Source organism: Limosilactobacillus ingluviei str. Autruche 4 (assembly GCF_000312405.1).
Lineage (GTDB): Bacteria > Bacillota > Bacilli > Lactobacillales > Lactobacillaceae > Limosilactobacillus > Limosilactobacillus ingluviei.
In genome coordinates, this window is record NZ_HE997173.1 from 350460 (window position 1) to 376760 (window position 26301).

The 26301-nt window shown below is 48.3% G+C and carries 26 protein-coding genes; 17 read left to right on the plus strand and 9 right to left on the minus strand.

Annotated features, from left to right (window positions below):
* Positions 1-20: 20 nt before the first annotated feature.
* Positions 21-1067 (plus strand): 2,3-butanediol dehydrogenase, encoded by a 1047-nt coding sequence (locus BN54_RS01705; protein ID WP_019205399.1) that lies wholly within the window; start codon positions 21-23, stop codon positions 1065-1067.
* 4 nt (positions 1068-1071) lie between these two features.
* On the opposite strand, the gene BN54_RS01710 is transcribed toward BN54_RS01705, so the two are convergent.
* Positions 1072-1950, minus strand: coding sequence for an IS982 family transposase (locus BN54_RS01710; RefSeq protein ID WP_019205400.1), 879 nt, complete (start codon positions 1948-1950; stop codon positions 1072-1074).
* A gap of 215 nt (positions 1951-2165) precedes the next feature.
* On the opposite strand from BN54_RS01710, the gene BN54_RS01715 reads away from it, so the two are divergent.
* From BN54_RS01715 to BN54_RS01775, 13 genes are all read left to right on the plus strand, one after another.
* Positions 2166-3002 (plus strand): PfkB family carbohydrate kinase, encoded by an 837-nt coding sequence (locus tag BN54_RS01715; protein ID WP_019205401.1) that lies wholly within the window; start codon positions 2166-2168, stop codon positions 3000-3002.
* Positions 2992-3486: an ECF transporter S component gene (locus BN54_RS01720; protein WP_019205402.1), complete on the plus strand. Its 495-nt coding sequence runs from the start codon at positions 2992-2994 to the stop codon at positions 3484-3486. Before BN54_RS01715 ends, BN54_RS01720 begins: the two co-directional genes overlap by 11 nt.
* 137 nt (positions 3487-3623) lie before the next feature.
* Complete coding sequence (locus tag BN54_RS01725) at positions 3624-4286, plus strand: serine dehydratase beta chain (RefSeq protein WP_019205403.1); 663 nt, start codon at positions 3624-3626, stop codon at positions 4284-4286.
* Positions 4287-4298: 12 nt separating this feature from the next.
* A complete protein-coding gene (gene sdaAA, locus BN54_RS01730; RefSeq protein WP_019205404.1) occupies positions 4299-5198 on the plus strand; it encodes an L-serine ammonia-lyase, iron-sulfur-dependent, subunit alpha in 900 nt (299 codons plus the stop codon).
* Positions 5185-5499 carry a metal-sulfur cluster assembly factor gene (locus BN54_RS01735; protein ID WP_019205405.1) on the plus strand — a complete coding sequence of 105 codons (315 nt, stop codon included), beginning with the start codon at positions 5185-5187 and terminating at the stop codon, positions 5497-5499. The genes sdaAA and BN54_RS01735 overlap by 14 nt, the downstream gene beginning before the upstream one ends.
* 168 nt (positions 5500-5667) lie before the next feature.
* Positions 5668-5916: a lipoyl domain-containing protein gene (locus tag BN54_RS01740; RefSeq protein ID WP_019205406.1), complete on the plus strand. Its 249-nt coding sequence runs from the start codon at positions 5668-5670 to the stop codon at positions 5914-5916.
* Positions 5917-5932: 16 nt separating this feature from the next.
* Positions 5933-6811 carry a lipoyl synthase gene (gene lipA / locus BN54_RS01745; protein WP_019205407.1) on the plus strand — a complete coding sequence of 293 codons (879 nt, stop codon included), beginning with the start codon at positions 5933-5935 and terminating at the stop codon, positions 6809-6811.
* Positions 6811-7494, plus strand: a complete 684-nt coding sequence (locus tag BN54_RS01750) for a lipoate--protein ligase family protein (protein WP_019205408.1) — start codon at positions 6811-6813, stop codon at positions 7492-7494. Before lipA ends, BN54_RS01750 begins: the two co-directional genes overlap by 1 nt.
* Positions 7464-7751, plus strand: a complete 288-nt coding sequence (locus BN54_RS01755; RefSeq protein ID WP_081583784.1) for a lipoate protein ligase C-terminal domain-containing protein — start codon at positions 7464-7466, stop codon at positions 7749-7751. Before BN54_RS01750 ends, BN54_RS01755 begins: the two co-directional genes overlap by 31 nt.
* 293 nt (positions 7752-8044) lie before the next feature.
* Positions 8045-8851 (plus strand): (Fe-S)-binding protein, encoded by an 807-nt coding sequence (locus tag BN54_RS01760; protein WP_019205410.1) that lies wholly within the window; start codon positions 8045-8047, stop codon positions 8849-8851.
* Positions 8852-10366, plus strand: coding sequence for a LutB/LldF family L-lactate oxidation iron-sulfur protein (locus BN54_RS01765; protein ID WP_019205411.1), 1515 nt, complete (start codon positions 8852-8854; stop codon positions 10364-10366).
* Positions 10359-11090, plus strand: coding sequence for a LutC/YkgG family protein (locus BN54_RS01770; RefSeq protein WP_019205412.1), 732 nt, complete (start codon positions 10359-10361; stop codon positions 11088-11090). Before BN54_RS01765 ends, BN54_RS01770 begins: the two co-directional genes overlap by 8 nt.
* 129 nt (positions 11091-11219) lie before the next feature.
* The gene (locus BN54_RS01775; RefSeq protein WP_019205413.1) at positions 11220-12101 is read left to right on the plus strand and encodes a helix-turn-helix domain-containing protein; all 882 of its coding nucleotides are present in this window, start codon (positions 11220-11222) and stop codon (positions 12099-12101) included.
* A 52-nt stretch (positions 12102-12153) separates the two neighbouring features.
* On the opposite strand, the gene BN54_RS01780 is transcribed toward BN54_RS01775, so the two are convergent.
* Positions 12154-13278 carry an aminotransferase gene (locus BN54_RS01780; protein WP_019205414.1) on the minus strand — a complete coding sequence of 375 codons (1125 nt, stop codon included), beginning with the start codon at positions 13276-13278 and terminating at the stop codon, positions 12154-12156.
* Between the two features lie 124 nt (positions 13279-13402).
* Positions 13403-14536 (minus strand): hypothetical protein, encoded by a 1134-nt coding sequence (locus BN54_RS01785; protein WP_019205415.1) that lies wholly within the window; start codon positions 14534-14536, stop codon positions 13403-13405.
* Between the two features lie 133 nt (positions 14537-14669).
* Here BN54_RS01785 and glyA point away from each other — a divergent pair, with 133 nt between their 5' ends.
* Complete coding sequence (gene glyA / locus BN54_RS01790) at positions 14670-15905, plus strand: serine hydroxymethyltransferase (RefSeq protein ID WP_019205416.1); 1236 nt, start codon at positions 14670-14672, stop codon at positions 15903-15905.
* 62 nt (positions 15906-15967) lie between these two features.
* Here glyA and gdhA read toward each other — a convergent pair whose 3' ends face one another.
* Positions 15968-17302 (minus strand): NADP-specific glutamate dehydrogenase, encoded by a 1335-nt coding sequence (gdhA, locus tag BN54_RS01795; protein WP_019205417.1) that lies wholly within the window; start codon positions 17300-17302, stop codon positions 15968-15970.
* A gap of 284 nt (positions 17303-17586) precedes the next feature.
* On the opposite strand from gdhA, the gene BN54_RS01800 reads away from it, so the two are divergent.
* The gene (locus tag BN54_RS01800; protein WP_019205418.1) at positions 17587-19308 is read left to right on the plus strand and encodes an ABC1 kinase family protein; all 1722 of its coding nucleotides are present in this window, start codon (positions 17587-17589) and stop codon (positions 19306-19308) included.
* Between the two features lie 155 nt (positions 19309-19463).
* Here BN54_RS01800 and BN54_RS01805 read toward each other — a convergent pair whose 3' ends face one another.
* From BN54_RS01805 to BN54_RS01815, 3 genes are all read right to left on the minus strand, one after another.
* Positions 19464-20276 carry a hypothetical protein gene (locus BN54_RS01805; protein WP_019205419.1) on the minus strand — a complete coding sequence of 271 codons (813 nt, stop codon included), beginning with the start codon at positions 20274-20276 and terminating at the stop codon, positions 19464-19466.
* A gap of 105 nt (positions 20277-20381) precedes the next feature.
* Positions 20382-21344, minus strand: coding sequence for an L-lactate dehydrogenase (locus BN54_RS01810; RefSeq protein ID WP_019205420.1), 963 nt, complete (start codon positions 21342-21344; stop codon positions 20382-20384).
* Positions 21345-21561: 217 nt separating this feature from the next.
* Positions 21562-22566 (minus strand): D-2-hydroxyacid dehydrogenase, encoded by a 1005-nt coding sequence (locus BN54_RS01815; RefSeq protein WP_019205421.1) that lies wholly within the window; start codon positions 22564-22566, stop codon positions 21562-21564.
* Positions 22567-22898: 332 nt separating this feature from the next.
* Between BN54_RS01815 and BN54_RS01820 the strand changes: the two genes are divergently transcribed.
* A complete protein-coding gene (locus tag BN54_RS01820) occupies positions 22899-24008 on the plus strand; it encodes a PTS sugar transporter subunit IIC (protein WP_019205422.1) in 1110 nt (369 codons plus the stop codon).
* A 131-nt stretch (positions 24009-24139) separates the two neighbouring features.
* Here BN54_RS01820 and BN54_RS01825 read toward each other — a convergent pair whose 3' ends face one another.
* A complete protein-coding gene (locus BN54_RS01825; protein ID WP_019205423.1) occupies positions 24140-25024 on the minus strand; it encodes a 3-hydroxyacyl-CoA dehydrogenase in 885 nt (294 codons plus the stop codon).
* Between the two features lie 125 nt (positions 25025-25149).
* Positions 25150-26232 (minus strand): Ldh family oxidoreductase, encoded by a 1083-nt coding sequence (locus BN54_RS01830; RefSeq protein WP_019205424.1) that lies wholly within the window; start codon positions 26230-26232, stop codon positions 25150-25152.
* Positions 26233-26301 lie beyond the last annotated feature (69 nt).

Consider the following 26301-nt stretch of genomic DNA (forward strand, 5'->3'; position numbering starts at 1 on the left):
CGCATAAGGAGGGACCAATAATGAAAGCAGCTGTATGGCATGGTGTTAAGGATATTCGTGTAGAAGATGTTGAACTAAAGCCATTAAAGGACGATGAAGTCGTAGTTAAGGTGGCTTGGGCTGGTATCTGTGGGAGTGACCTGCACGAATACGTTGAAGGACCTGTCTTTATTCCGGTTGAAAAGCAAGACGAACTAACCGGTGGTCTGGCCCCATTAACGATGGGTCACGAATTCGCAGGGGTGGTTGAAAAGGTTGGCCCAGCCGTTACCGATGTGAAAGTTGGTGACCACGTAACTGTTAACCCAACGATTACTCACGAACGTTGGGCTGATGATGTTGACGTATACGACGGCTACTCCTTTATTGGCTTGAGTTGTGACGGGGGCTTTGCTTCCCACGTAAATGTGCCTGCTCACAACGTTTACAAATTGCCAAGTGACTTCCCATTGAAGTTGGCTGCTACGATTGAACCAACTGCCGTGGCAGTGCAAGCAGTTAAGGAAGGGGATCTGCGGTTCGGTGAAACCGTAGCAATCTTTGGGGCTGGCCCAATTGGGTGTTTAGTAGTTGCTGCAGCTAAGGCGGCCGGGGCCCGGAAGATTATTGTATGTGACCTGTCAGAAAACCGGTTAAAGAAGGCCCAAGAAATGGGGGCAACTGACGTAATCAACTCTGGTGAAGTCAACGCGGTGGAAGAAATTCACAAGTTGGTACCAAACGGGGTTGACGTTTCCTTTGAAGTTGCCGGGGTCCAACCAACCTTTATTCAAGCGATTGAATCCACCAAGGCGCGTGGGACGATGGTAATTGTTTCGATCTTTGCTCGCCCAATTGAATTTAACCCAATGCTGTTAACCAACACTGGGGTTAAGGTTACTTCAACGATTGCTTACTCCCGGGATGCCTTCCAAAAGACGGTGGACTTGGTTTCCCAAGGCAAGATTAAGGTTGAACCAATTATCACGAAGCAAATCGGCTTAGACGACATTGTTACTGAAGGGTTTGATACTCTGATCAGCGATAAGACGCAAGCCAAGATCTTAGTTGAATTAAGTGGTGAATAATACGTCAATTGCTAGTTTGTAACATTCCAAATTTTGCTAGATTATTCGTCATGACAAGTGCCTCGATTTGTGCTTGCAATCCCACCAAGCTACGAGCATAAGTCTGTTCACTTCCCAAGAGTTTCAATTTAGCAAATGCAGTCTCAATAAGGCGACGCGTCCGCTTACGGGCTGACCTATTATGCTGTTTTGCACCTTTCATATTTGAACGATACGGCGTCCAGATGTTGTGACCTTGTTGCTTAACCTTACTTCGTAAGTCTTTACCGACGTAGCCGACGTCAGCTAGAATTTGTGGACAAGGGCAGTTTTGAATCAATTCTGGAGCAGCCTTAACGTCATGGATTGACGTTGGTGTCACTTCATAATCGAGAATCAGGCCGCTAGGTTCTACGATCATGTGAACTTTGAAACCATAGAAGTACAGCTGTTTCGTAGCGTTATAGCCAATGTTAGCAATCCCAGCAAACAAGCGAGCTCGAGCATCACGAACCCCTTGACAAAGCGGGAGCGGATAACTATCGATAATGGCTGTTTGGGAAGGCGTAGTCCACGTTAGCAATCCTCGGAGAATTGCTTGAAAAACTGGTGTGACCTGGTTAATCCGACGGATTAGGCGTGAATACTCCAACAAGGGTAACGAAGGGATCGTAGCTTGCACTAAATCGTAAAAGGCCGTCCAAGTTGGAACATGATATTGCGTTTTGAGGAGCATTAGGGCCATTATCTCAGCGTCAGATAGTTTGACGTGTTCAATATTGCGCCGTTCCATAAATTTTCGTGGGACAAAATCTTGCATCAACTGTTGTAATTCAGAACAAGTGTAGGCAAAAACCGCTTGAAAATCATGGCGATCATAACTAGACTTAAAGTAGCTTAACAAGGCAAAGACTCCTTTTTTAGTCTACTTTGAGTCTAACCTTGTTAGGCTTTTTTTGTTAAATGTTACGAACTAGCAAATCGCGTGGTGAATAATTAATTTGCCAACGCTAAGGACGTCTTCCTAATTTTAGGAAGGCGTTTTTTGATTGAAATTGACAATTACTGCATTCATGTTTATTATTTTATTTTAGAATTAAATTAAAGGGCGGTGAGAGAATGGCGAAAGCTTTGATCATGGAGGATCTTTCAGCTTTAAATCAAATTTCGAGTTTAGCGGCGGTACCCCTATTAACCGCCCAGGGGCATCAGCCGGCCCTGCTACCGACCGTAATGTTATCAACGCAAACGGAAGGCTTTGGCCAGCCGGCACAACAAGCGCTGACGACCTTTATTGACGCCACCTTGCAACATTGGCAAACACTGGCGGTTAATTTTGCGGGGCTTTTAATTGGCTACGTTGGGAATGCACAGCTTTTGATGCAATTGCGCAAGCGGTTGGCGACCATGACCATCCCCATTCGTGTGCTTGATCCAGTTTTGGGTGACAATGGTAAATTATACCCCGGGTTGACTTCAGCCACGGTTACCGCGATGCAACAAATGTTGAGTCAGGCAACCGTAATTACCCCAAATTGGACCGAACTGGGCTGGTTGGTGAATCAACCGTGGCAAAGGCAACCGGCAATCAGCGATCTTCAGCGGGCGATGCAAACCATACAGGCGTGCCATCCGCAATTAACGGTGGTCGTAACGGGCGTGCATTATGAACGTCAAGTCGGGTGTGCATGGTTAGAGGCTGATCAGCTTCGTTTTATAGGGGCACCGCCGATCCCGGGCCATTTTTACGGGACTGGCGACGTGTTTGCGGCTTTATTGCTGGGATATCTGCTATGTGACTACCCAATCGCAAAAGCAATTCAAGCCGCCCAGGCCGGGGTTGCTTTTGCAGTGGCGGCTTCGCGTACTTGTACGGCCACCGAACGCTTGGATGGCTTACGATTAACCGCATTGCTGCAGCAACTTGCGAAAGAAGGAATTCAAAATGAAAAATAAACAACTTTACCGGGCGATGCTAACGGCACTTTTAATGGCACTAACCATTGTTTGTGGCCGCTTCTTTTTACTGCCGATTCCGTGGACGCATGGGAATATTAATCTCTCTGATGCCAGTATCTTAATTGCCGCGGCCCTCTTAGGCCCACTTGGTGGTGGGATCGTTGGTGGGGTTGGCACCGCTTTTTTGGATCTGATTTCTGGTTATGCGCAATATGCGCCCTTCTCGCTCTTAGCACATGGTTTGGAAGGGGTCCTTGCCGGCTGGTGCTACCAACGATGGGGGAAAACTAAGCTCGGTCAGTGGAGCAGTTTGGCCGTCGGGGCATTGGTAATGGTCGGGGGCTATTTCTTGGCTGATTCGTTTCTCTATACTTGGGTGGCCGGCTTTTTAGGCATTGGGACCAATCTCTTACAGGGCTTGGCCGGAATTATCGTTGCGCAATTGATTTTACCGGCTTTAAAAGCTCGTTGGCAGGATTGACAGTTGAATTGATGGTTGCACGGATCGCGGCTTTAGTCGCGGTCCGTTTTTCTCATAAAAATTTTATTTTAAAAAGGGTTGGTAACTGTGAAGGAGGGGTGTAAGATAACGGAAGAAATGATGAGGAGAAATGACTTATGGGTGGTAACTACCGGAGTGTCTTTGATATTATTGGGCCCGTGATGATCGGGCCCTCTAGTTCGCATACGGCAGGTGCTGTTGCCCTTGGCCAAGCAGCACGGAAGTTGTTGTGGCAAACGCCACACAAGGCAACGGTTCATTACTATGAATCGTTTGCCTTAACTCACCGGGGGCACGGAACGGATTATGCAATTGCAGCCGGCTTATTGGGGTTAGCGCCAGCGGATGCGCGAGTTCCCCAAGCGCCCCAATTAGCTCGGCAAGCAGGGCTGGATTTACGCTTTGTCGAAGAAAGTGGCCCGAGTCCCATCCATCATCCGAATACGGCGGTGATCGAATTATGGGCTGGCCAGCAGCATTTTCAAATCAGTGGTTGTTCAATTGGGGGTGGGACGATTGAAATTCGGGCGGTCACGATGCACGGGATTTCAGTTCAACTAGCCGGTGCGTTGCCCCTCGCCCTGTATTATGCGCCTGATCATGCCCAATTGCGGGCGCGGCAATTGGTCCAACATTTACGCCAGTTGGTTCCGATTAAACGCCGCCAAATTAAGCGTGGGCAGGCCGGGGCTGTTTACGTGTTGAACTTGGGACAAGCCCTAGCCACCCCACAAGTGGAGCAACTGATGCACCAATATCCTGATTTAACCTTCTTGTGAGAGGAACCAGCAATGTTTAACCGGATTGACGAACTAGTTCAAGCAGCAACCCAAAACCACCAGAGTTTGGCGGAATTGATCATCCAAGCTGAGTGTGAGGCGAGTGGTCAAAGTCAACGGCAAGTTTGGCAGCGGATGGCCCAAAATCTAACGGCGATGGAAGCCGCCGCAGCACAGGGCGCGCAAGGGGTACGCTCAGCCACGGGGTTAACCGGTGGTGAAGCAGCCAAACTCCGCGCTTATCGGGCCAAGCACCAATCGCTGAGTGGCGATTTGATGTTAAGTGCCGTACAAGCTGCCATGGCGACTAATGAAGTAAATGCAGCCATGGGCGTAGTATGTGCCACCCCAACTGCAGGCTCGTCCGGAACCTTGCCGGGCGTGATGATGGCGTTAAAGCAACAACGCCATTTAACTCGTGATGCCTTAATTCGCTTCTTATTTACGGCCGGTGGGATTGGCTTGATCATTGCCAACCAAGCCGGGATTGCTGGGGCAACGGGGGGCTGTCAGGCAGAAGTCGGGTCAGCCAGTGCAATGGCTGCGGCGGCAGCAGTTGAAGCCGCGGGGGGAACGCCGGCCCAAAGTGCACAAGCTGTTGCGATTGCGTTGAGCAACTTGTTAGGGCTGGTTTGTGATCCGATCGCGGGGCTGGTTGAGGTTCCGTGTGTGAAACGAAATGCGATTGGTGCCGGCAATGCGCTGATCGCTGCTGACCTCGCCCTGGCTGGGTGTACGAGCCTGATCCCGGCTGATGAATGCATCCAAGCCATGGCGCAGGTCGGACAGGCCATGCCAGCCAGTTTGCGGGAAACGGGCTTGGGTGGCTTAGCCGGGACCCCGACGGGCCAAAAAATTCGCACCAAAATTTTTGGGCAAACGATGGGAGCAGTTTCGGATGCGGAAGGCTGAGTTGATTCAAACTGAAATTGTGACGCAATTAAGCACGGTAATCGATCCGGAGTTACAGATCGATATCGTTAATCTGGGGTTGGTCAATGCCATCGATCTTGATTGCGAAGGTATTTGCTTGATTGAACTGACTTTAACAACGCTGGGCTGCCCGTTGACTGGCTACTTGGCCAATCAAGTCAAGGAAGCCGTAATGATGGTACCTGAGGTAAAGAATGTTGCCGTAGAATTTGTTTGGGAATCGGCGTGGACAATTGAACGAATGAGTCAGGCGGCGAAAATAGCCCTGGGCTTACACTAAAGGCAGTCTCTGATACGGGGACTGCTTTTTTGCTGGAATTGTTTTTGATGCCAAGATCGTATGAAAACGGTTCCACTGGCAACGAGTGCGAGTGCTACAATGAAACTAAAATAAAGATTTGTCTCAGTTGGCTTGGTTGACGTTGCGCCGACCAGAAAGGGGAAAAGGATGCATCAAACGGAAATCAGAATGCCGAAGTTAAGTCCCAAATCAGATCAATACTTTTTTGGGACCTGGGAAAAGCAAGTTGGTGAGCACATTCAAAAGGGGGAAGTCCTGTTTGAAGTCGAATCAGAAAAGGTCATCAGCGAAGTCCCGAGTGAAGTAACGGGGGTAGTAGCCGAACAGCGGGTTGACGAAGGCGCTACCGTTAAAGCCGGAGAAGTAGTCGGGGTGGTCACGGTGACAAATGATTGAAAGAAGATGAGCATATATGACAACGCCGCAAACAAAGAAACCAGCATGGCTCCGGGTTCGCTATGATCAGACGCAAGTGAAGCAAGTCAGTCAGTTGCTGGACCAATTGCATTTAAATACCGTGTGTGCCGAAGCAAATTGCCCCAACATCGGTGAATGTTTCGGGACGGGGACGGCCGCCTTTATGATTTTAGGGCCCAATTGTACTCGTAATTGTCATTTCTGTGATGTGCCCCATAAACGACCAGCCCCAGTTGATTTGACGGAGCCACTACATGTTGCCCAAGCAATTCAAAAATTAGGTCTTAAGCACGTTTGCGTCACCAGCACGGACCGTGATGATTTGCCTGACTTAGGAGCAGATCAGTTTGTGCGGGTAATTCAGGCCATCCGCCATCTAACGCCGCAGACGACGATTGAAGTGCTGACGCCTGATTTTCAAGGCAAAACGCCTTTGGTACAGCGCGTGTTAGCGGCGCAACCAGAGGTCTTTAACCACAATATGGAAACCGTTCGCCGGCTGACTCCTTTGGTTCGGGATCGGCGCGCTACCTATGATCACTCCCTGGCCGTTTTGCGCTATGCCCATCAACACGCGGCTCCGGGGACCTACGTCAAGACAGGGATTATGCTCGGGCTTGGTGAAACAGATGAGGAAGTTTATGCCACGATGGACGATTTGATTGCCGCTGGTGTAGATTTCTTATCAATTGGCCAGTATGTGCAACCATCACCAAAGCACTATCAATTGCGGGAATGGGTGCCGATGGAACGCTTCCAGACCTACTACCGGGTTGCCATGCAAAAAGGCTTTAAATTCGTGGCCAGTTCGCCGTTGGTGCGGAGTTCTTATAAGGCCAGCGCGGAACTGGCGGCCGTGGGGGTGACGCGCTGATGTTGTATTTGCCAACAACCAGTAATGATGCGACAAAACTTTTTGCGTTAGAATATTGGCTGGCACAACAAAACTATCCCAGTACGGTCTTTTTGTTGTGGTCAACCCGGCCGACGATTATGTTGGGAAAATATCAAGATGCATTAGCGGAAGTTAACTTGGCGTTTGCTGAACGGCAAAAATTGCAAGTGACGCGGCGCTATTCCGGTGGTGGGACGATCTATACCGATCCGGGATGTTTTCAATATAGTTTTATTGCCCCAGCAACCACGGCCAAAATTGACTTTACGCAGTTTTCCGCGCGAATTTGTCAAGCGCTGCAACAAATGGGACTCCCGGTGCAGCAGTCGAGCCGAAATGATTTGACTTTTCAAGGGCGGAAGTTTTCCGGAAACGCGCAATATCACCGCTTTGGTCACGTCATTCACCACGGCAGTTTACTCTTTGATACGGATGTTAAGACAATGGCGGCGGCCTTACACGTTGATAACCTAAAGCTTAGGTCCAAGCATATCGCTTCGGTTCACCAACGGGTCATTAATTTAAAGACTGGCCTGCCAACCATGACGGCGGCTGAATTTCGGACACGGTTATTAGCCAGTATCAAGCAAACCTCGGATGAAGTGACGCCGCTAACCTTAACGCCAACCCAATGGCGAGCCGTCGATGGGATTCAACACTAACGGAAATAACGAAAAAACGCTATTTCCCTGGTGGGGGCTTGGTAAAGCTGTCGTTAACGGTCAAACACGGGGTTTTAACGGCTTTCCACCTTAATGGTGATTTCTTTAGCGATGTTGATGTTGCACGCTTAAGTCAGGAGTTAGTCGGTCAACGCTTCCGTCCCGCGACCGTTCAGGCCCAATTAACAGCTCTGCTAGCGGCCACGCCAATCGTCAACATTAGTGCGGCTGATTTAACGGCCCTGTGTTTTAGCTAGTAGTGCGTTTTAAAGTTAAGCCGGTGCGTTGGCTAGCGCACCGGTTTTTGGATTGTGCAGCTAGTTGCAAGGCCACTGCCGGGATCTAACCGCAAATTCCACATGAGAATGTGAAATATTCCAATTCGGAATGTCTAGGAATGCTTTTATATAAAGGTTTTTGACGCTTTTTAATTTGTGAAAAAAGTTGACGATTTAGTTGGAAACGGTTGTATAATAATAGGTGAATAAACGCACTAAATTGAAACCAAAGGAGGTGGCCGCCTGAGCGGGGATGCCGGTCAGGCCTTAAGATGACAAAGCCACGGGTATGTATTTTTTCAACCTGCCTGGTTGATTTACTGTTTCCAAATGTTGGCCAAGCAATGGTTGAAGTCTTAGAGCGCTTGGGGTGCGAAACCTTTTTGCCAACCAAGCAAGTTTGTTGCGGACAGCCAACTTACAATAGTGGGTACGCCGCTGGCAGCATGAAAACCTTTAAAAATGAAATCGACGCCTTGGCCAGTGTTGATGCTGATTACATCGTTGGCCCGTCAGGTTCGTGCGTTTTCATGATTAAAGAGTATGAAGCGATTTTAAAGGATGACCCGGTGTATGGTCCAAAAGCCAAGCAAGTGGCTGATAAGATTTACGAATTCAGTCAGTTTATTTACCGGGTGTTGGGGATTGTTGATTGTGGCGCCCAGCTAGATGCCAAGGCCACGGTTCACCGGTCTTGTCATATGACCCGGTTGATTGGTGAACGCACGGCCCCGTTCGTTTTACTGGATCATGTTAAAGGTTTGAATCGCATCCCATTGAAAAACGTTCAATTATGCTGTGGCTTTGGGGGGACTTTCTCGGCTAAACACCCAGAATTATCTGACAGCATGGTGGATGAAAAGGTGCAAAATATTATCGATACGGAAGCCGAAGTCTTAATTGGAACCGAGCAATCATGCTTGATGAACATTGCCGGCCGCATGAATCGCCTGGGGCACCCGATTCGAGTAATGCACATTGCAGAAGTATTAAACCACCAAGTCGACGTCAACCGGATCAAATATTTGGCCGATGTTGATGAGGCCGTTGTGCCAGCGAATGGGGAAGGAGTGTTTTAAATGGGGATCTCAACCAGTGACAAGCCATTTTTAGAACGGGTGGCAGATGCCAAACAAGACCATTTTATGCAGGCGGCAGTCGCTAAAGCCCAAGACGCTCAATTTATTAAGCGGACCCGAGCCCGGCGTGAAATGGGCCATTGGAATGACTGGCGGGATTTGGCAGAACAAATTCGGCAGCACACTTTAAAATACTTGCCGGATTACTTGGAAATGTTTGCCAATAACGTGGAAAAACGGGGCGGCCACGTGTTCTTTGCCCAAACGGAAACTGAAGCCCGTGATTTTATCCGCGAGTTAGTCTTGGCCAAGCAGGCGCATAAAGTCGTGAAATCTAAATCAATGGTCACCAACGAAATTGAATTAGATCAAACCTTAACCGCTTTGCCCGACGTGGAAGTGTTGGAAAGTGACCTCGCAGAATTTATTTTGCAAGAAGACAATTGGGACGAACCAACCCACATTGTTTTTCCAACTTTGCACAAAAACCGGGATCAAATTCAAGCAGAATTTAAAAAACTTGGCTACCAAGGTGACAACGAACCCGCGCATATGGCCCGGTTTGTACGGGGATACCTACGAAATTACTTTATGCAGGCCGACTTTGGCATTACCGGGTGTAACTTTGCGATTGCGGATCAAGGGATGATCAATCTGGATACCAACGAAGGGAATGCCGATATTACCATGGCGATGCCGAAAACGCAGGTCGTGGTGATGGGGATGGAACGGATTGTCCCAAGCATGAAAGAAGCCGAAGTCCTTGATAATATGTTGGCTCGTTCAGCGGTCGGCCAAAAGCTGACCACGTACTGTACCTTTGCGGGGCCCAAAGTTGCTGGGGAAGTTGACGGTCCGGATGATTTTTGGGTGGTAATTTTGGATAATGGCCGTTCCCGGGCGTTAGGAACGGAATTTGAACCGATTTTACAATGCATCCGTTGTGGGGCCTGTTTAAATGTCTGCCCGATTTACCGTCACATTGGTGGAAAAGGCTACGGCTCAATTTATCCGGGTCCCGTCGGGAAAGTTTTGTCACCGATTTTAGGCGGTTATGATCAGTTTGAAGAATTGCCGTATGCGTGCTCATTATGTGCGGCTTGCACGGAAACCTGTCCAGTCAAGATTCCACTTCATGAATTGATTCGTAAGCACCGGATTGTTGAAATGGATGAAAAACACCTCGATCATTCCATGACGAACCTGATTTTAAAGATGGTCGGCGTGGGAACTGGCTCGCCAGCCTTGTTTGGAACGGCAATGAAGATGGCGCATTCGGGCGCGGCGCCGTTTAGTAAACCAATGGGTAAAAATGACGTGCAGGGAATGTACGAAGGGGGCAAAATTAATCACCTGCCCAAAGCGGCGCCGAAGTTGGTCCACGGCTGGGCCGACTTGCGGGATATTCCGACGCCACCCAAGAGTAAGGATAATTTCCGTCACTGGTATCAAAACCATCACCCCATTGAACCGGCGCCGGCAGTAAAAGCAAAGGAGGAGAAAGCGGATGACTGATTTATTAGCGCAAGCCAATACCAAGGCAAACCGAGAAAAATTTCTCAACCACCTGGCCCAACAAGCGGGCCGGGATCGGCATCAAGTTCAACCGTTTGAACCATTAAATGATTTGCCCGACCAAGTGTTGGCAAATCAAGCTCCGCAAGCGTTGTTGACAACTGCAAAGCAAAACAGTGAAGCCGTGGCGGCGAAAGTTTATCTAAAAACCAGCGATGAGTTGGCCAGCTTCTTAGATGAATATCTTCAAACTATTCAAGCTCAAACCTTATTGTTGCCGGGGGTCGGTGAAGCGCAATGGGAGGCTTATCACCTTGCAGATTGGGCTGATCATCCGCAGGGGGTCACGACAACGGTCTGGTCGCCTGACCCGGCTGATCGGGCGCAAAACGCCCAAGCGGCCGACCAAGCTGACTTAGCCGTTGGGTTTGCCGATTACCTGATTGCCAATACTGGGACGATTACGGTCGTGACAACGCCAGCACAAGGCCGCGCCTTTAACTACTTGCCGGAACACTACTTGGCCTTGGTTCCTCAAAGTGGCTTGGTTCGCTCCACCCGGCAAGCAGTGGAAAAATATGAAGCTGCGCTGGCGGACGGCTTTCAGACTTCGGCGATTAATTTTATTTCGGGTCCATCAAATTCCGGGGACATTGAAATGGAATTGGTGGTCGGGGTTCACGGTCCGGTTGATTGTGCCTATGTCATTGTTACCGACCGTTAGCTTAATCTCCTTGTTGTTTTCCCCTTAGCAACAAGGAGATTTTTTATATCACTTGTAGAGATTGCGCACTTTAATTAGAGTGTGGTAAGCTTCAAGTAACAAGAATATTTCGTAGGGGAGTGAAAATGGGTGGATACGCAACGGTTTGTTGAACGACGCAAGCAGTTAGGTTATTCGCAAGTAGCCCTGTGTCAAGGGATCTGTACGCAATCAACCTTAAGTAAATTTGAAAACGGCTTGCAAATTCCTTCGTTGGCAATTTTAAGTAAGCTGTGTGCGCGACTGGGGTTTAGCATTGATGACCTGAATACGCAAGACCCGTCGTCAATTCGTTACTTGCGGGACTTATTAACGCTGATTGAAGAAAATTTGATGATTGAAAATTACGGCCGGGTGCAGGAACTTTTGGGAAAATTGGATCCGCAGACAATTCAAGTTCCCGAAGAGCAAATGCACTATTACTACCTCGAAGGGATGTCCGCGGTGTTAACCAATAAACGCCCAGCGGAGGCGTTATTTTCGTTTGCCCAAATTCTCGATGCGTTAGACGAGCAGCACCAAACGGTTTATTCTCAATTGGCCTACTTAGGCAAAGGGGTGTTGTATGTCCGGAAAGAAGATTTGCAACAAGCGGCCTTCTTCTTTGATAAGGTTGCTACGTACCTAAACCATTTGGTGACCAGTGCGACCGCAGCGGAGTTGCAAGGGGAACGCTACTTTCAAATGTTGACCTTAATGTATTATTTGGCCGAATACCATTCGCTATTACAAGAAGTTACCCAAAGTAATGAATTGATTGAGATGGCTTTGGACCTGTGCGGGGTGAAGCATGTGACTTATTTCTTACCCCGGCTGAAGTTGCTGCAAGCCAAGAACCTGATCTTGGCACATGGTGAATTACCCCAGATCAAAACAGTTTTGAATGATGCCTTGGCCTTTGCCCGGCTAAACCGGAACCAGTCGGTGCAAGTTCAGATCATGGCCCTTCAAAAAAATTTATCCGCCCAGTAGCAAAACCGCGTCAAGGAGTCAAAGCTTGGCGCGGTTTTAGTTTGATTAGGGCTTAGACCCTGGGGTGATGGAGGAAATGACGTAAGCGTGTCAAACCGGCTTGTAAGGTTGCCTGGGGAGCACAGTAGCCTAACCGAACATAGCCAGGCTGACCAAAGGCTTCTCCGGGGACGAGTAACACGCCGGTTGCTTTCAACAATTTGAGGCAGAAGGCTTGCGTTGGTTCATTAATCGCCAACCGGGGGAAGGAAGTTGAGACTAACGCTGGTTGCTGTAATGACAGCAAGGGTTCTTGTTGTAACCAATTCTGATAGTATGCATAATTTGCCTGAATCAGGGCTCGATTCCGCGCTAAAATAGTTTCCCGATGCTGTAAGGCATAGGTCGCAAATTGATCATTCAATACCCCGCCACAAATCATGGTGTAGTCCCGAAGTTTACGAACTTGCTTGATTAAATGTTGGTCCGGACTGGCTAACCAACCGATCCGCAAGCCGGGCAATGAGTACGTTTTGGACAGTGAATTGGTACTGATACCACGTTCATACAGGTCGACAATCGGCACGACCTGCGGGGCCGCAAAGGGTTGGTAAACTTCATCCACTAGGACGTAAGCGCCCACGCGGGCTGCCAATTGTACAACAGCGGTCAGGGTATCGCGCGACAAAACAGTGCCAGTCGGGTTGTTGGCGTTGTTAAGGCAAATTAGCTTTGTGTTGGGCTGCAGCAAGCGGCGTAGTTCGGTTAGGTCGGGTTGCCAATTGGTTTCCGGATGGAGATGCCAAAAATCAACGATTGCGCCGAGGGCTTTGGGACCATCGTACAGTTGTTGGTAGGTGGGATACTCGGCAATGACGTGGTCACCAGGTTCGATCAGTGCCAAGCAAGCGAGGAGGTTGGCCCCGGTTGCCCCATTGGTTTGCAAAATGTTGGTCGGCAAAAGTTGCTGATACAGCTTGGCAACCGCCGTTTTAAAATCCGGTGAGCCTTCAATCCAACCATAGTTTTCGGGCATTTGGGTGGCTGCGGCCAAAAAACTGGGTAAATCATCCCCCGTTAGCTGGAACAATTCTGCCAGCGTCATTGAGGCAATCGTACTCTGTGAAATATCATAGCGGGCTTGTTTTTCCCAACGATTGAGCCACGCTTCAACCCCAAACTCAGCAAATTTAACCATGATGATGCCTCCTGACTAATAGTAATTAAATTAATTATACGTTATCACGAAAGCGCATTCAAGATCGGGAGAGGGACAAAAAAAGTTGGACTTGGCAGTTGCCAGTCCAACTAAGGATAAATGGTTATTCATTTGGGTGGTCCGCAGTACCTTGCTGAAACGACTTAATCATCGCTTGCAGTTGTTTGGCCGTGCTGGCAGAGCGGAAGTGGTACTGGTTGCTAGCGGAGTCATCTTTTAGCGCGGCCCAGAATTTGTCGGGATCAAATGCTTGGGCGAGGGCATTTAGTAAGAGACTTAAATTTTTAATTTGCCGGCGCTCTTGCCGGTTGGCCTGAAAGGAACTGGTGAAGTCTTGGATGTCTAGATCGGCTAAACCGACGAATTCCAACACGTGCAAGTAATCTTGCAAAATAGCGCCATCGTATTTTTTCAGCAACTGGTTAACGGTTTTGCGCTCTTTTAAGGCGTCAATCAAGTAGCTGGCGGCGCCGAAGACTAAGGCTGGATCATACTTAGCCAAATCAATACCCGGTAATTCATCCGGTAAGGCCGTATCAGCCCGGAGATCAGCTTCGGTCGGCAGTTGGCCAAAGTGTTGGTCCAAGGCACGTTGGGCTGGGGTCTGGTTGGCGGCACGTTGGCCTTGTTTTGCTGCTTGAATCGGCAGTGTTTGAGCAGTTTTAACGCTAGTCGCCAGTTTAGCCACTTCGGCGGGGGAAAGGACGGCTTCGCCAGTTTGGCTGTTCAGAATGGTTACCCTTCCTTTAGCGAATTGCTCCTTGAATTGGTCATTGCTCAGCAGCCATTTTAAACTTTCGCGGGCGGTTGCTAAATCGGCCCAGCGAGACAGCCGGTCATTAATTGATTTAATGAAGTTCTTTTGGGAATTGCTCCAGTACCGCCGGGGTTGATTTGGACTATCTAAGACGATTAAGTAAGGGGTCTTCCTAAACATTTTCGGGTGGGCCGTTAATGATTGCGGGGTTGGTTGAGTCGGTTTGCGCTTGACCTGGTAATTAGGGGCGGGGGACGTGGCAACTGGTTGCTTTTGCCCGGTAGCTAAGTTTAAGATTTCAAAGCGATCTGTGCTCTTATTGCCAAACAGGGTCGGGTATTGTTGTTTAAGTTGCGCAAAGTGAATTTCACCCGGGTTTTCCCAAGTATACTTTCGTTTACCGTTGCCAGTAAAACCAGGGTTGGCCCAATAGGAAGTTTTACCACTCGATTTTGCGGTATAAATTAATGCATATGCCATTTTATCAATCCTTTCTCAGTAGTCATTATTTTTAATTGTACCATTTTTCAGTGCCAAGACTGGTCGATGCGGTTGGTTTCTTGCTACAATAAGAGTAAAGCAACCAACAATAGACATCAGAAGGGATGATTCCATGCAATATGCAGCAAAGGCGCCAGCACTCTGGCAAGCAATGGCAAAAGAAGAAGAACGACAACAGGCAACAATTGAGCTGATCGCTTCGGAAAATATCGTTTCTGATGCGGTCCGGGAAGCCCAAGGGTCGGTTTTGACCAACAAGTATGCGGAAGGCTACCCCGGCAAGCGTTACTACGGGGGCTGTGAATTCATCGACCAAGTTGAACAACAAGCAATTGATTACGCGAAGGAATTATTTGGGGCCGCGTACGTAAACGTACAACCCCACTCTGGTTCGCAAGCCAATATGGCCGTTTATCAAGCTTTACTTCAGCCGGGGGATGTCATCCTCGGGATGGGGATGGATGCTGGGGGACACTTAACCCATGGCGCAAAAGTGAACTTCTCGGGGCAAAACTATCAAGCTTATGGATATGCCTTGAATCCGGTAACTGAGGAATTAGATTACGCTGCTATTCGGCAACAAGCCTTAGAAGTGCAACCAAAGCTGATTATCGCTGGGGCTTCGGCCTACAGTAAAATTATTGATTGGCAAGCTTTCCGTGAAATAGCGGATGAAGTTGGAGCTTACTTGATGGTTGATATGGCTCACATTGCTGGTTTGGTCGCTACCGGTGCGCACCCTAGTCCAATTCCGGTGGCAGACGTAGTAACCACGACAACCCATAAGACGTTACGGGGGCCGCGCGGGGGGATGATTCTCTCTAAGGATGCTGAATTGGGCAAGAAGTTTAACTTTGCTCTTTTCCCAGGGACGCAAGGGGGACCGTTGGAACACGTAATTGCGGCCAAGGCCCAAGCCTTCTATGAAGATTTGCAACCAGCGTTTGCTGATTATATCCAACAAGTAGTTAAAAATGCCGCCGCGATGGCTGAAGTTTTCCAAGCATCGGATCTGGTGCGGGTTGTTTCTGGGGGAACAGAAAATCACTTATTGAACCTTGACTTAACCAAGACTGAATTGACGGGGAAAGAAGCTCAAGCCTTGCTCGATTCCGTTCACATTACCACTAATAAGGAATCAATTCCGAATGATCCGCGCAGTCCATTTGTTACGAGTGGGCTGCGGATTGGGACGCCAGCAATTACCAGCCGGGGCTTTAAGGAAGCCGATGCTCAGCAGGTAGCTAAGTTAATCTTGCAAGCCTTAGCAGCGCCGACCGACCAAGCCAACTTACAGGCAGTGGCGGCTGGGGTAGCTGAATTAGTCACTAAGTACCCAATTCAATAATTAAGCCCAATAAAAAAGGCCGGTCCCGTGGGACTAGCCTTTTTTTACTGACAAGGGGATGTTTAGCAAACTCCTTGAGCTTCAACCGCCTTGGCAACCTTTAAGAATCCGGCAATGTTGGCCCCAACTACGAAGTCATCTTCAGCCCCGAATTCCTTTGCCGTAGTGGCAATGTTATTGTAAATCGTTTCCATAATCTGCTTTAATTGACCGTCTACTTCCTCAAACGTCCAGCTTAAGCGTTCGGAGTTTTGGCTCATTTCAAGGGCAGAAACGGCAACCCCACCGGCGTTAGCGGCCTTCCCAGGCACGAAGAGCACGCCATTTTCTTGCAAGTACTTCGTTGCATCTAAAGTCGTTGGCATGTTAGCACCTTCAGCTACGACCTTAACTCCACTGGCAACTAACTGCTTGGCATCATCTAAGGTCAATTCATTTTGGGTCGCACATGGCAAGGCGACATCAGCCTTAACTGCCCAAACGCCACGGCCTTCGTGGTATTCAGCGCTGTCACGTTCGGCGGCGTACGCCGTTAAACGTTCCCGGCGAACTTCCTTAACCTCTTTGAGCAAAGCAACGTCGATCCCAGCGGGGTCATAGATCCACCCCGTTGAATCAGAAACGGTCACGACCTTAGCACCCAATTGTTGCGCTTTTTCGACGGCATAGGTCGCCACGTTCCCAGCGCCGGAAACGACCACGGTCTTACCCGCCAAATCATCAGCGTGGTCCTTGAGCAGGGCATTCACCAGGTATAACAAGCCATAACCGGTGGCTTCCGTCCGGGCTAAGGAGCCTCCCCATTCGAGGCCTTTCCCCGTCAAAACTCCTTCAAAGCGGTTGGTCAAGCGCTTGTATTGACCAAAAAGATAGCCAATTTCCCGGGCGCCCGTTCCAATGTCCCCAGCTGGGACGTCGATGTCGGCCCCGATGTACTTGTGCAGCTCAGTCATAAAACTTTGACAAAAGGCCATGACTTCCCGGTCAGACTTTCCCTTTGGGTTAAAGTCTGAGCCCCCTTTGGCCCCACCAATTGGCAAGGTCGTCAGGGAGTTTTTGAAAATTTGTTCAAAGCCTAAGAACTTTAAAATTCCCAGGTTAACAGTAGGGTGAAGCCGCAAGCCCCCCTTGTAAGGACCTAAGGCATTGTTGAATTCAATCCGGTACCCATTGTTAACTTGTACTTGGCCTTGGTCATCAACCCATGGCACGCGGAAGAGGAGTTGCCGATCGGGCGTCGTCAGCCGTTCTAACAAAGCGAGTTGCCGGTATTTGGCTTCATCTTTTTCAACGGCTGGGCGAATTGATTCAAGCACTTCTTTAACAGCCTGGTGAAATTCCGGCTGAGCGGGGTTTTGTTCAACAACACGGGTATATACATCATCAATATAAGACATCGACAAATTCCTCCTTACACTTGAGCAAAAGTGTTATCTAACAACACCTAAAAGTATATCGGAGGCTAAGCGAACCTGTCAACGCGTCTCTTGGACTAAGATTAAAAGTTTCTCATTTTACTTTAATCAATTAAGAAAAAACGCTTACGAATGAGTAGCAATTTAAAAATTTTAACTAATTAGTGCGTTCTCCGTTGCTAAGAGGCCACGATTTTTAACCAATGTTTCAATAAATGCGGTAAAATGAGGACAATAAGTTAGTTGTAGAGATGGGGGAGTCAACAATGGAAAAACAGCAACCGGCAGAACTTAAACAAAGCGTCCGCCTAAAGCAAATTATGGCCGTGATGCGGAAATACCATTTCATCTCCAATTTTTACCACCAAAGGGAGCCGGAGGCGATTTGTGGGGCCCTACAAGAGTTAGGGCCCACATTTATTAAACTGGGCCAAATCCTTTCGACTCGCCCCGATTTAGTCTCAGGCGACTACGTAAAGGCGCTTCGTAAACTGCAAGATCAAGTTAAAGCAGACCCGTTTTCGAGTGTGGAACATACTTTTGAAACGGCAACCGGAAAGTCGCTTAGCGCTGTTTTTAAACAATTTGAGCCCGAACCGTTTGCCTCAGCTTCAATTGGTCAGGTGCATCATGCCCAATTGTTAGACGGCACCCCAGTAGTCGTGAAAATTCAACATCCAGCAATTACCCAGCTGGTCAGTACTGACTTAGCCTTGTTGCGGCGGGCGATTAAAATGATCAAGTATGTGCCAGCTAAGACGGCCGTCGTTGATTTGGACCGGACCCTGGATGAAGTCAGCAGCTCACTGTTGAGTGAAATTGATACCCTTCATGAAGCTAAAAATGGGGAAGAATTTTACCGCTTGAATAATAAGCAGGGGATTTTTATCGTGCCCGAAGTTTACCGGTCATTTTGTGCCCCGCAGGTGTTAGTTAACCAAGCGATGACAGGAAAGAGCATTCGCTATTTCTTTGATGCTGCTACGGCTGAAGAACAAGAACGCAATCACTTGCTTGCAATCGCGTTAGTTCATAACTTTATGAAGCAAGTTTTTGTCGATCATTTTTTCCATGCCGATCCTCATCCAGGCAACCTGCTTGTTACACCGGCTCCGGCCGGGGAGATGACTACCAGTAAGACGGTTACGCATGAATTTAAACAAACTTCAATTACTTATCAGCAGCAAACACCGTTACCACCTTACCGGTTGGTTTACCTTGATTTTGGCATGATGGGGCGTCTCACGCCAGTAATTGCGGACGGGATTGCGGAGGTGATTTTGGCGCTCACCAGTAAAGACTACCACCGGATCGCCCAAACTACCCTGGCCATTTGCAATCAAACGGGGGAACTCGACCAGCAACGCTTTACCAGAGAGTTGAGCACTTTTTTGCGTCCGTACTTAGCACAAGGGCTCGGTCAAATTGATTTTTCAAATATGTTGTACCGAATTATTCAGCTTTGTGAGGAGAATAATCTCCAAATTAAGCCAGAAGTAACATTGTTGATCAAAGCCTTCGGAACGTTGGAAGCAACGATTGCCCGCCTTGACCCGCAACTTTCAATGATGGCTGTAGCCCGGCCATTCGGCTTAGCCTACCTCAAACGGAAGTTGAAAGTCCGTGATTTAGCCGATGATGCTGTGTTTAAATTGTGGTCGGTCTTAGATTCGGCGGGTCAACTACCGGAACGGCTTGATACTGCTCTGGACATCTTTAACGGTGGTGGAATTGAGGTGAAATTGCGCTATGAAGGTCAACGCCAATTACTCAAACAAGTTGAACGGATTGCCAACCGGCTTTTAGTTGTCATTATTTTGGCCGCTGTGATTCTTAGTTCGTCAATGTTAGTTGAAAGCAGCATTGACCACCCACACATTTATCGCTTGGGCGTCGTGGGGTATGCCATTGCCATTGGGATCATTGTGATCTTAGTGGTCAGTGAGGTGTGGCACCGAGTTCGCCGGTGGCGCAATAATCGTAAATAAAACTAAGATAAGGGAAGTTTTTGTTTAAAATATACCTGTCATTAAAATCTCAGTTTTAATGACAGAAGTTCGAAAAAGATTATCAGATCAACTTTTTAACCTTTTTACGTGTGGATTTGTACTTGTACTGATTTGCGTAACATTTGCGAACGCTGCTACTGTAAAAGATTTTGATTGGCATCTAACGCGTAAATTTGCAGCACCCGATTAATGTATTCAACATCGTTTTGGGCTTCATGAAACGGCAATTCACGTCGTAATCCCAAAAGACCAACCAAGCTGCGCAATGAAACCATCGCTTTGCCGTTTAAAGCGTCCGTTTTTAAAATTGCAGCTAAGTCGATTAGCTGGATTTGTTGCCAAAAACAGCGTTCAGTTGGCCACTGGTGTCGCTGGGCTTCACCATTTAAAACGTGCAAATCAAAGTGATTATCATAACTTAATAAATAATGAATTGGTTGGCGTTGAATGAAATGCTGAATTTTTCGCATGGTCGTGTCAAGGTCGAATTTGATGGCTTCTTGGTAGGTCAAATTGGTGGTTTTAAGGAATTTAAGCTGTTGGACTGGGGCCATGTCGCTGGGCTGAAAAACGGTATAGTTAAACTGTTCATGGCGGCCAAAAATTCGCCCTGCCAGCTGACCAACATGGGTGTTTTCTGCCCCGGTCCCATAAAATTCCAGGTCTAAAATCAGCACATTGGCAGGACTGTTTAAGACTTGCCGGAGCGCTTTGAGGGTTTCAATCGGCGGTTGCGTGCGTCTGGCAACTGGGGTAGCGAGCACCCGGCGCGCCTTAGCGGCACTCATTGGAACCAACGCCTCCTTCCTTTGCGGCTGAAGCTTCGTTAACAATTGGGCGAGTTTAGCTTCATCTTGGGGCTTGAGGCTGGGCGTAGTTAAGTCCCCTTCCCTGATTGGAGCAACGGCAGGCAGGTCCTTGGCATGGCGTGATTTTTTATGGCTCATGGCCATCTCCCCTTTCGATAAAATTCTTAATGTTAGTATAACAGAATCATGGGGGACAAAAAAAGTGTCCTATTGCTAGGACACTTAAACAGTAACGGTTTATCTTTATGGTAAGAACCCTTCCTTGCGGGCATTGTCTTGGATGTCTTGTAAGGTTTTAGCCGAATTTGCCATGGCCGCTTGTTCGTCTTCGTTTAACGGCATTTCGATGATCCGGGCAATCCCGTTGGCGTTAATAATGGCTGGCGTCCCTAAGTAGACACCGTGTTGGCCGTATTCTCCGGTCATGTAAGCGCCGATTGGCATCACCGCATTCGTGTTGCGTAAGATGGCTTCCGTAATCCGAACCAAGGCAGAAGCGACCCCGTAGTAAGTCGCCCCCTTACCTTCGATAATGCTGTAAGCCTTGTGACGGACGTTATCTTCAATTTCTTTTAATTCATCTAAGGTGTAACCTCGGTCCTTAGCAAATTCCAGTAATGGCTTACCCCCAATCGTTGCCGTTGAGAAGGCAGCGAATTCGGAATCACCGTGTTCAGCCATTACGTAAGCTTCAATGCTGCGTGAACTGACATTGAACAACTTCGCTAAGGCAATCCGCAACCGGTAAGAGTCCAGCGACGTCCCAGACGATAGGACCCGGTTAGCCGGGAAACCAGAGAATTCCCGGACCGCATTCGTTAAAATATCAACCGGGTTCCCGGCAACTAAGAAGATCCCTTGGAAACCAGATTCCACAACGTTCTTAGTAATATCTTTGATGACCGCCAGGTTTTTGTTGACTAATTGTAACCGCGTTTCGCCAGGCTTTTGTGGTACCCCTGCCGTAATAACAACCAGATCTGCTTCCGCACAGTCGGCGTAATCCCCTGGCACCATGTGAACCGGGGTTTCAAAAGCGGCCACCGCGTCTTCCAAGTCTAAAGCGTTCCCAACGGCCTTCTTCTTCGTGTGGTTGATGATGATAAATTCATCTGCTAACGCGTGTTGAGCCATCGAGTAGGCATAGGCGGTCCCAACAGCCCCGGCCCCAATCATAACAACTTTTTTCCGGTGATTCATAACCATGAATGCTCCTCCTTGTAACTAAAATCTACAATCCTTAATCTAACCGTTGTCATTAAATGACAAACGTTTGCTCACAAATTCATTATTGATGGATCTTCTTTGAATGTCAAGCGTTTACAGTTGAAATGCCCCAAATTGCTTGTGAAATGCCCTGCTTACAAATAAATTGCCTAGACCATTTAATTTGCTCCGCAACTAATCCTTTCTTTGTGCAAACTTAAGCGAGGTCGTTAACCCGATTGGCAGTATCACCATGTAAGATGACATCGAGGGTGGCATCTAAGCCCCCTTCAATTAGATTTGCAACGGCTTCATCGGTGTAATAAGCGACGTGAGGTGAATAGATAATGCGCTCGGAAGCCAGCAATTGCTTAAATAACTCATCCGCCAGGGGTTGGCCTTGTAAATCCAAGGGCACGATGGGGCCTTCATGCTCGTAAACGTCCAGCCCGGCGCCAGCTAACTGTCCTTGTGTTAATGCGTTAAGCAAGGCTTGGGTGTCAATTAATGAACCGCGTGCGGTATTGACTAAGTAGGCGCCGCGTTTGAAGTGCTGAAACATGTTGGCATCAAAGAGGTGGTGGTTAGCGTCATTTGCTGGCATATGCAAGGATACCAAATCGGCTTGCGCGACCGCTTCTTCAATCGAATCAACATAGGTGACAATTCCGGTCAGGGCCGGGTTTTGATGACGATCAAAACCAATCACCTTGGCGCCGATTCCGTGAAAAAGTCGCGCGGCGTGTTCCCCAATTCGACCGGTCCCCAAGACGGCAATCGTCATCTTGCCAATTACGCGGCCGCGGATTGGTGTTTGCCAGGTAAAATTATGTGCAGCAACGCGTTGTTGGATTTGCGGAACCCGCCGCACTAAATTTAAGGCCGTGGTTAAAGCATATTCAGCGATTGACTCCGGTGAGTAGGATGGGACGTTACTGATAATGATGTGGTTTTTCGTGGCTTCTGCTAAATCGTACATATCATATCCCGCACTGCGCTGGGCAATTTGTTTAACTCCCATTGCGTGAAAACGGGCATAGGCTTCTCGCGGAATATCCGTTACCTGTAAAGTGGTAACCCCATCAAATCCATGGGCGTCATCAATGGTGTCTTCATTGATGACATCGGTGGTCATTGCAAGCTTAACTTGATGCTTTTGGGCCCACCGCTCGGCAAAGGGCCGATCTTCAGCTTTCACGCCATACATTTTAATTGAGTACATGTGCTCACCTCATTGATTTAATTACTGTTAAATAAAGTTTAGCATTTAGATCAGTTGCTGAGAACGTTCGTTTCACGGGTGACCGTGTTTCTTAACATAAAAATGATAATTAGATTAAGTTGAATTAAGCACATGACTGACTCCCAAATGCCATAACCAGTTGATCAAGCGGTTAAGAATTTGAAGCATAGGGTCACGAACTTATTTTTTGCAAACGTTTTATGATTTTAATTAGAAAAAGATTAAATTTTGCAGTTGACATTCTAATGGAATTCCCTTAGACTAAGTTCCATCAAAAGTTAATAACACATATTTTTAAGGAGGGACTGCTTATGGAAGCGCGCGTCAAACCTGCTTCAAAGCAAGCTACTACATATCAAGAGGCTTCCCGCTTTAAGGAAGCACTCTATCGAGTCTTTGCTGCTACTGCCCAAGCAATCTTAGTCGTTCTTGGTGGTGGCCTGTTACTGGCAACGATTGGGAATCTGTCGGGGATCCATGCCCTTTCCCTGGTTGGTTCAGAAGCCCAAGCCTTGTTGGCACCAGCAATCGGGGTGGCGGTAGCCTCACAATTAAACACGAATACCTTGGTAACTTTTGCTTCCCTGGTTTCAGCCACCGTCGGAGCAAATGCCGTGCACTTTACCAGTGCCAGTGTAAATGCCGCCACGGCAACTGGCCAAGCCAGCGTTTCACTGGCTGGAGCGCCTATCATCACTTCTGGACAACCAGTTTCAGCGCTGTTAGCCGCAGTGGCTTGTGTCCTGGTTGGAAAGTACCTGACGGGCAAGACCCCACTGGACATGGTCTTGGTACCATTTGGGGCTTTGGCGGTTGGGGTAACCTTTGGTCTGTTGGTTGCTTCTGTGGTTACTCCAGCCCTGTTGGCGGTCTCGGCTTACATTGCCCACACGATGACGGTCTCACCAGTCTTGGGGTCAGTGGTAATTTCACTGGTTTGGGCCCTCTTCTTGATGACGCCGGCCTCTTCTGCCGCTTTGGCAGTTGCCTTGACATTAGATCCGGTTTCTTCTGCAGCCGCGTTGATTGGGACCACGGCGCAGTTCGTAGCCTTTACGGCAATGTCATGGCGCCAAAATAACCTGGGAGCAAATATTGCCCAAGGGTTGGTTACGCCAAAGCTACAATTTCCGAATTTGCTGTTAAATCCATATCTGTTGGTGCCATCGATGGTTTCCACTGCGGTCTGTGCGCCAGTAGCTACGGTGCTGTTCCACTTCCGCTCAACGTACACCTTGGGCGGTCTGGGACTGAACTCGCTGATTGCGCCAATCGCCTACCTTTCACGGGGCTGGGATCAATTCGCTGTTTACATGGCCTTCGGGGTTGTGGTCCCAGCGGTAATGTCAGTAACGCTTTACTTAGTAATGAAAAAAGTCGGTTTGATTGGTGAAAACCAATTACACTTGGAAGTAGTTTAATTAAAAAGGCTCAATGCTCCCAAAACGCATTGAGCCTTTAGTATTTAGTGCCAAAAGTGTGCCAACTGAGAAATTAAAAACCGCGTTAGACCATCTCGGTTGCTTACCAAGCCTGGTCTAACGCGGTTTTATTACTTCAAAAAGTCAGGGGCTAAGAATTCAGGATTCGGGTAGTGATAGAAGCCTTGCCCGCTTTCCCGGCCGGTTTGTCCTGCATCAATCATTTCCTTAAGCTTATCAGCAATCAGTTTTGCATCGGGGTTCCCCGTCTGTTGGTAGCTGTTCATTTCAATCTGGTACGGAGTCCGTAGGCCAACCACATCCAAGATCATGAATGGCCCTAATGGCGCCCCGGTAGAAATCATCCAATCTTTGTCGACCAAGTGTGGGTCGGCAATTCCCTTCGCCCACACGGCCAGTGCGGCATTGAGCAGTGGGACTAGTAAGGCATTTAAAATGTAGCCAGGATATTCTTTGTGCATCGTGATTGGCACCATCCCAATCGCCTTGGCAAAAGCTACTGCCTCATCAAAAACAATTGGATCTGTGACCGACGTTCCCACGATTTCAGCGACATTATATTTCCAAATTTGGTTAGCAAAGTGAATGTGTAAGAATTGAGCTGGCCGATCCACGTACTGCACCAATTGGCTCGGCATCATCGTGGACGAGTTGCTGGCCACGATGGTTTTAGCAGGTAGCACTTTCATTAATTCACTGTACATTTTAGCCTTAATTTCCACGGCTTCCGGGATGGCTTCGATTACGAGGTCGGCATCCGCTACGGCCGCCGCCAAATCATCAGTAACCTGGATGGTCGCCAACGCTTGATCAAATTCGGCTTGGGGCAGTTGAACATCGCGTGCGTATGGTGCTGCTAACGCCGCTAACCGTTGTTCAGCCACAGCAATTTGGGGGTCATAAGCAGCGACATGCATTCCTTTTAGGGCGGATTGAAAGGCAATTTGACTGCCTAAGGTGCCGGCCCCGATAATTGTTACATTTTGAATGGTCATCGTTATTACCTCCTTAACAATCTTATTCCACCTTTATTTTATCACGAAAGCGGTTACAAAAGGTAAAAAAGGCCATAAAACGACAAAAGTCACCAAATGTCGTTTTATGGCCGCCTGTGGTAAACCTAACGTGAGCCAGGGAGCGTGACGCCTAACTCTTCACCCAACGTTTTCATTTGAGCGTAAGTTTTTTCATCCACTTCAACCCCCCGTTGCCGATTTTGGGCTAACAAGCGATATTCACGATCCCCTGGAATCCAAATTTGTTTTCCAGGAATTGCTGGTAGCTGCCGAATTCGGTCTAACATCCGGGTCGCATCAGCCGCTAATTTAGCTGGCTCGCCGAAGAAAGCTGGGTCGAAAACCAATAAGAATTGGGAAAAATCATGCTTACCTTTTACGGTATCCGCTGAAATAGACCCTTGGGCTAAAATGCCGGTTAGGATTTCAATTACTAATGAATTGCCCATCCCTTTGTAATTTGAATTCTCTTCGAAGAGGCCCCCTAAGGTCAAGAGTCCCCCGCCCTTTTGGTCAGTTGAAAAGGCGGCCGCGGCCAAGATCTCCTCAGCTTCTTTAGGGTCGCGAACGACTTGGCGGTTCTTATCGACGACCCATTCACCCGGCAAAGTTTCACCCCGCTTGTCTTTAACCTGGATTTTGCCGCCGGAAACTGCCGCGGTGGCGCAATCAAACATAAATGGGTGGGGCTGGGCTGGGAAGCCGAAGGCAAAAGCATTTGAACCTAAGAATGCCGTGGTGGCATTAGTCGGCACCACTAAGGGTCGGGTGTTAGTCAGGGCAACACCCACTAACCCGGCCTCAAGGGCCAGGCGGGTATAGTAGCCTGCCGTTCCAAAGTGATTGGAATTCCGGACGACCGCCATGGCGATCCCGGTTTGTTTGGCTTTTTTAATAATTTCTCGCATTGCTAAACGCGCCGCAAGCTGGCCCATGTTTTGATTGGCATCGACCAAGACCAGCCCCGGTCGCTGTTTGATTACCGTTGCCTGCTTTGTTGGTATAATAGTGTGGTCCTTGACCATTTGGGCATACCATGCCAAACGGTTAATCCCGTGCGAAGAAATTCCGCGTAAATCCGCATCGACTAATGTATCCGCCAAAAATTTGGCATCATCAGCCGAAAAATTTAGTTTAACAAAAATCTGTTCCAAGTAGGTCCGTTCACTTTCAGCCAAAATTCGCATTCAGCATCGCTTCTTTCTCATTGTTTTATCATCTTTTTATAATTTTAAAGTGATCTGAGCAAATGTCAA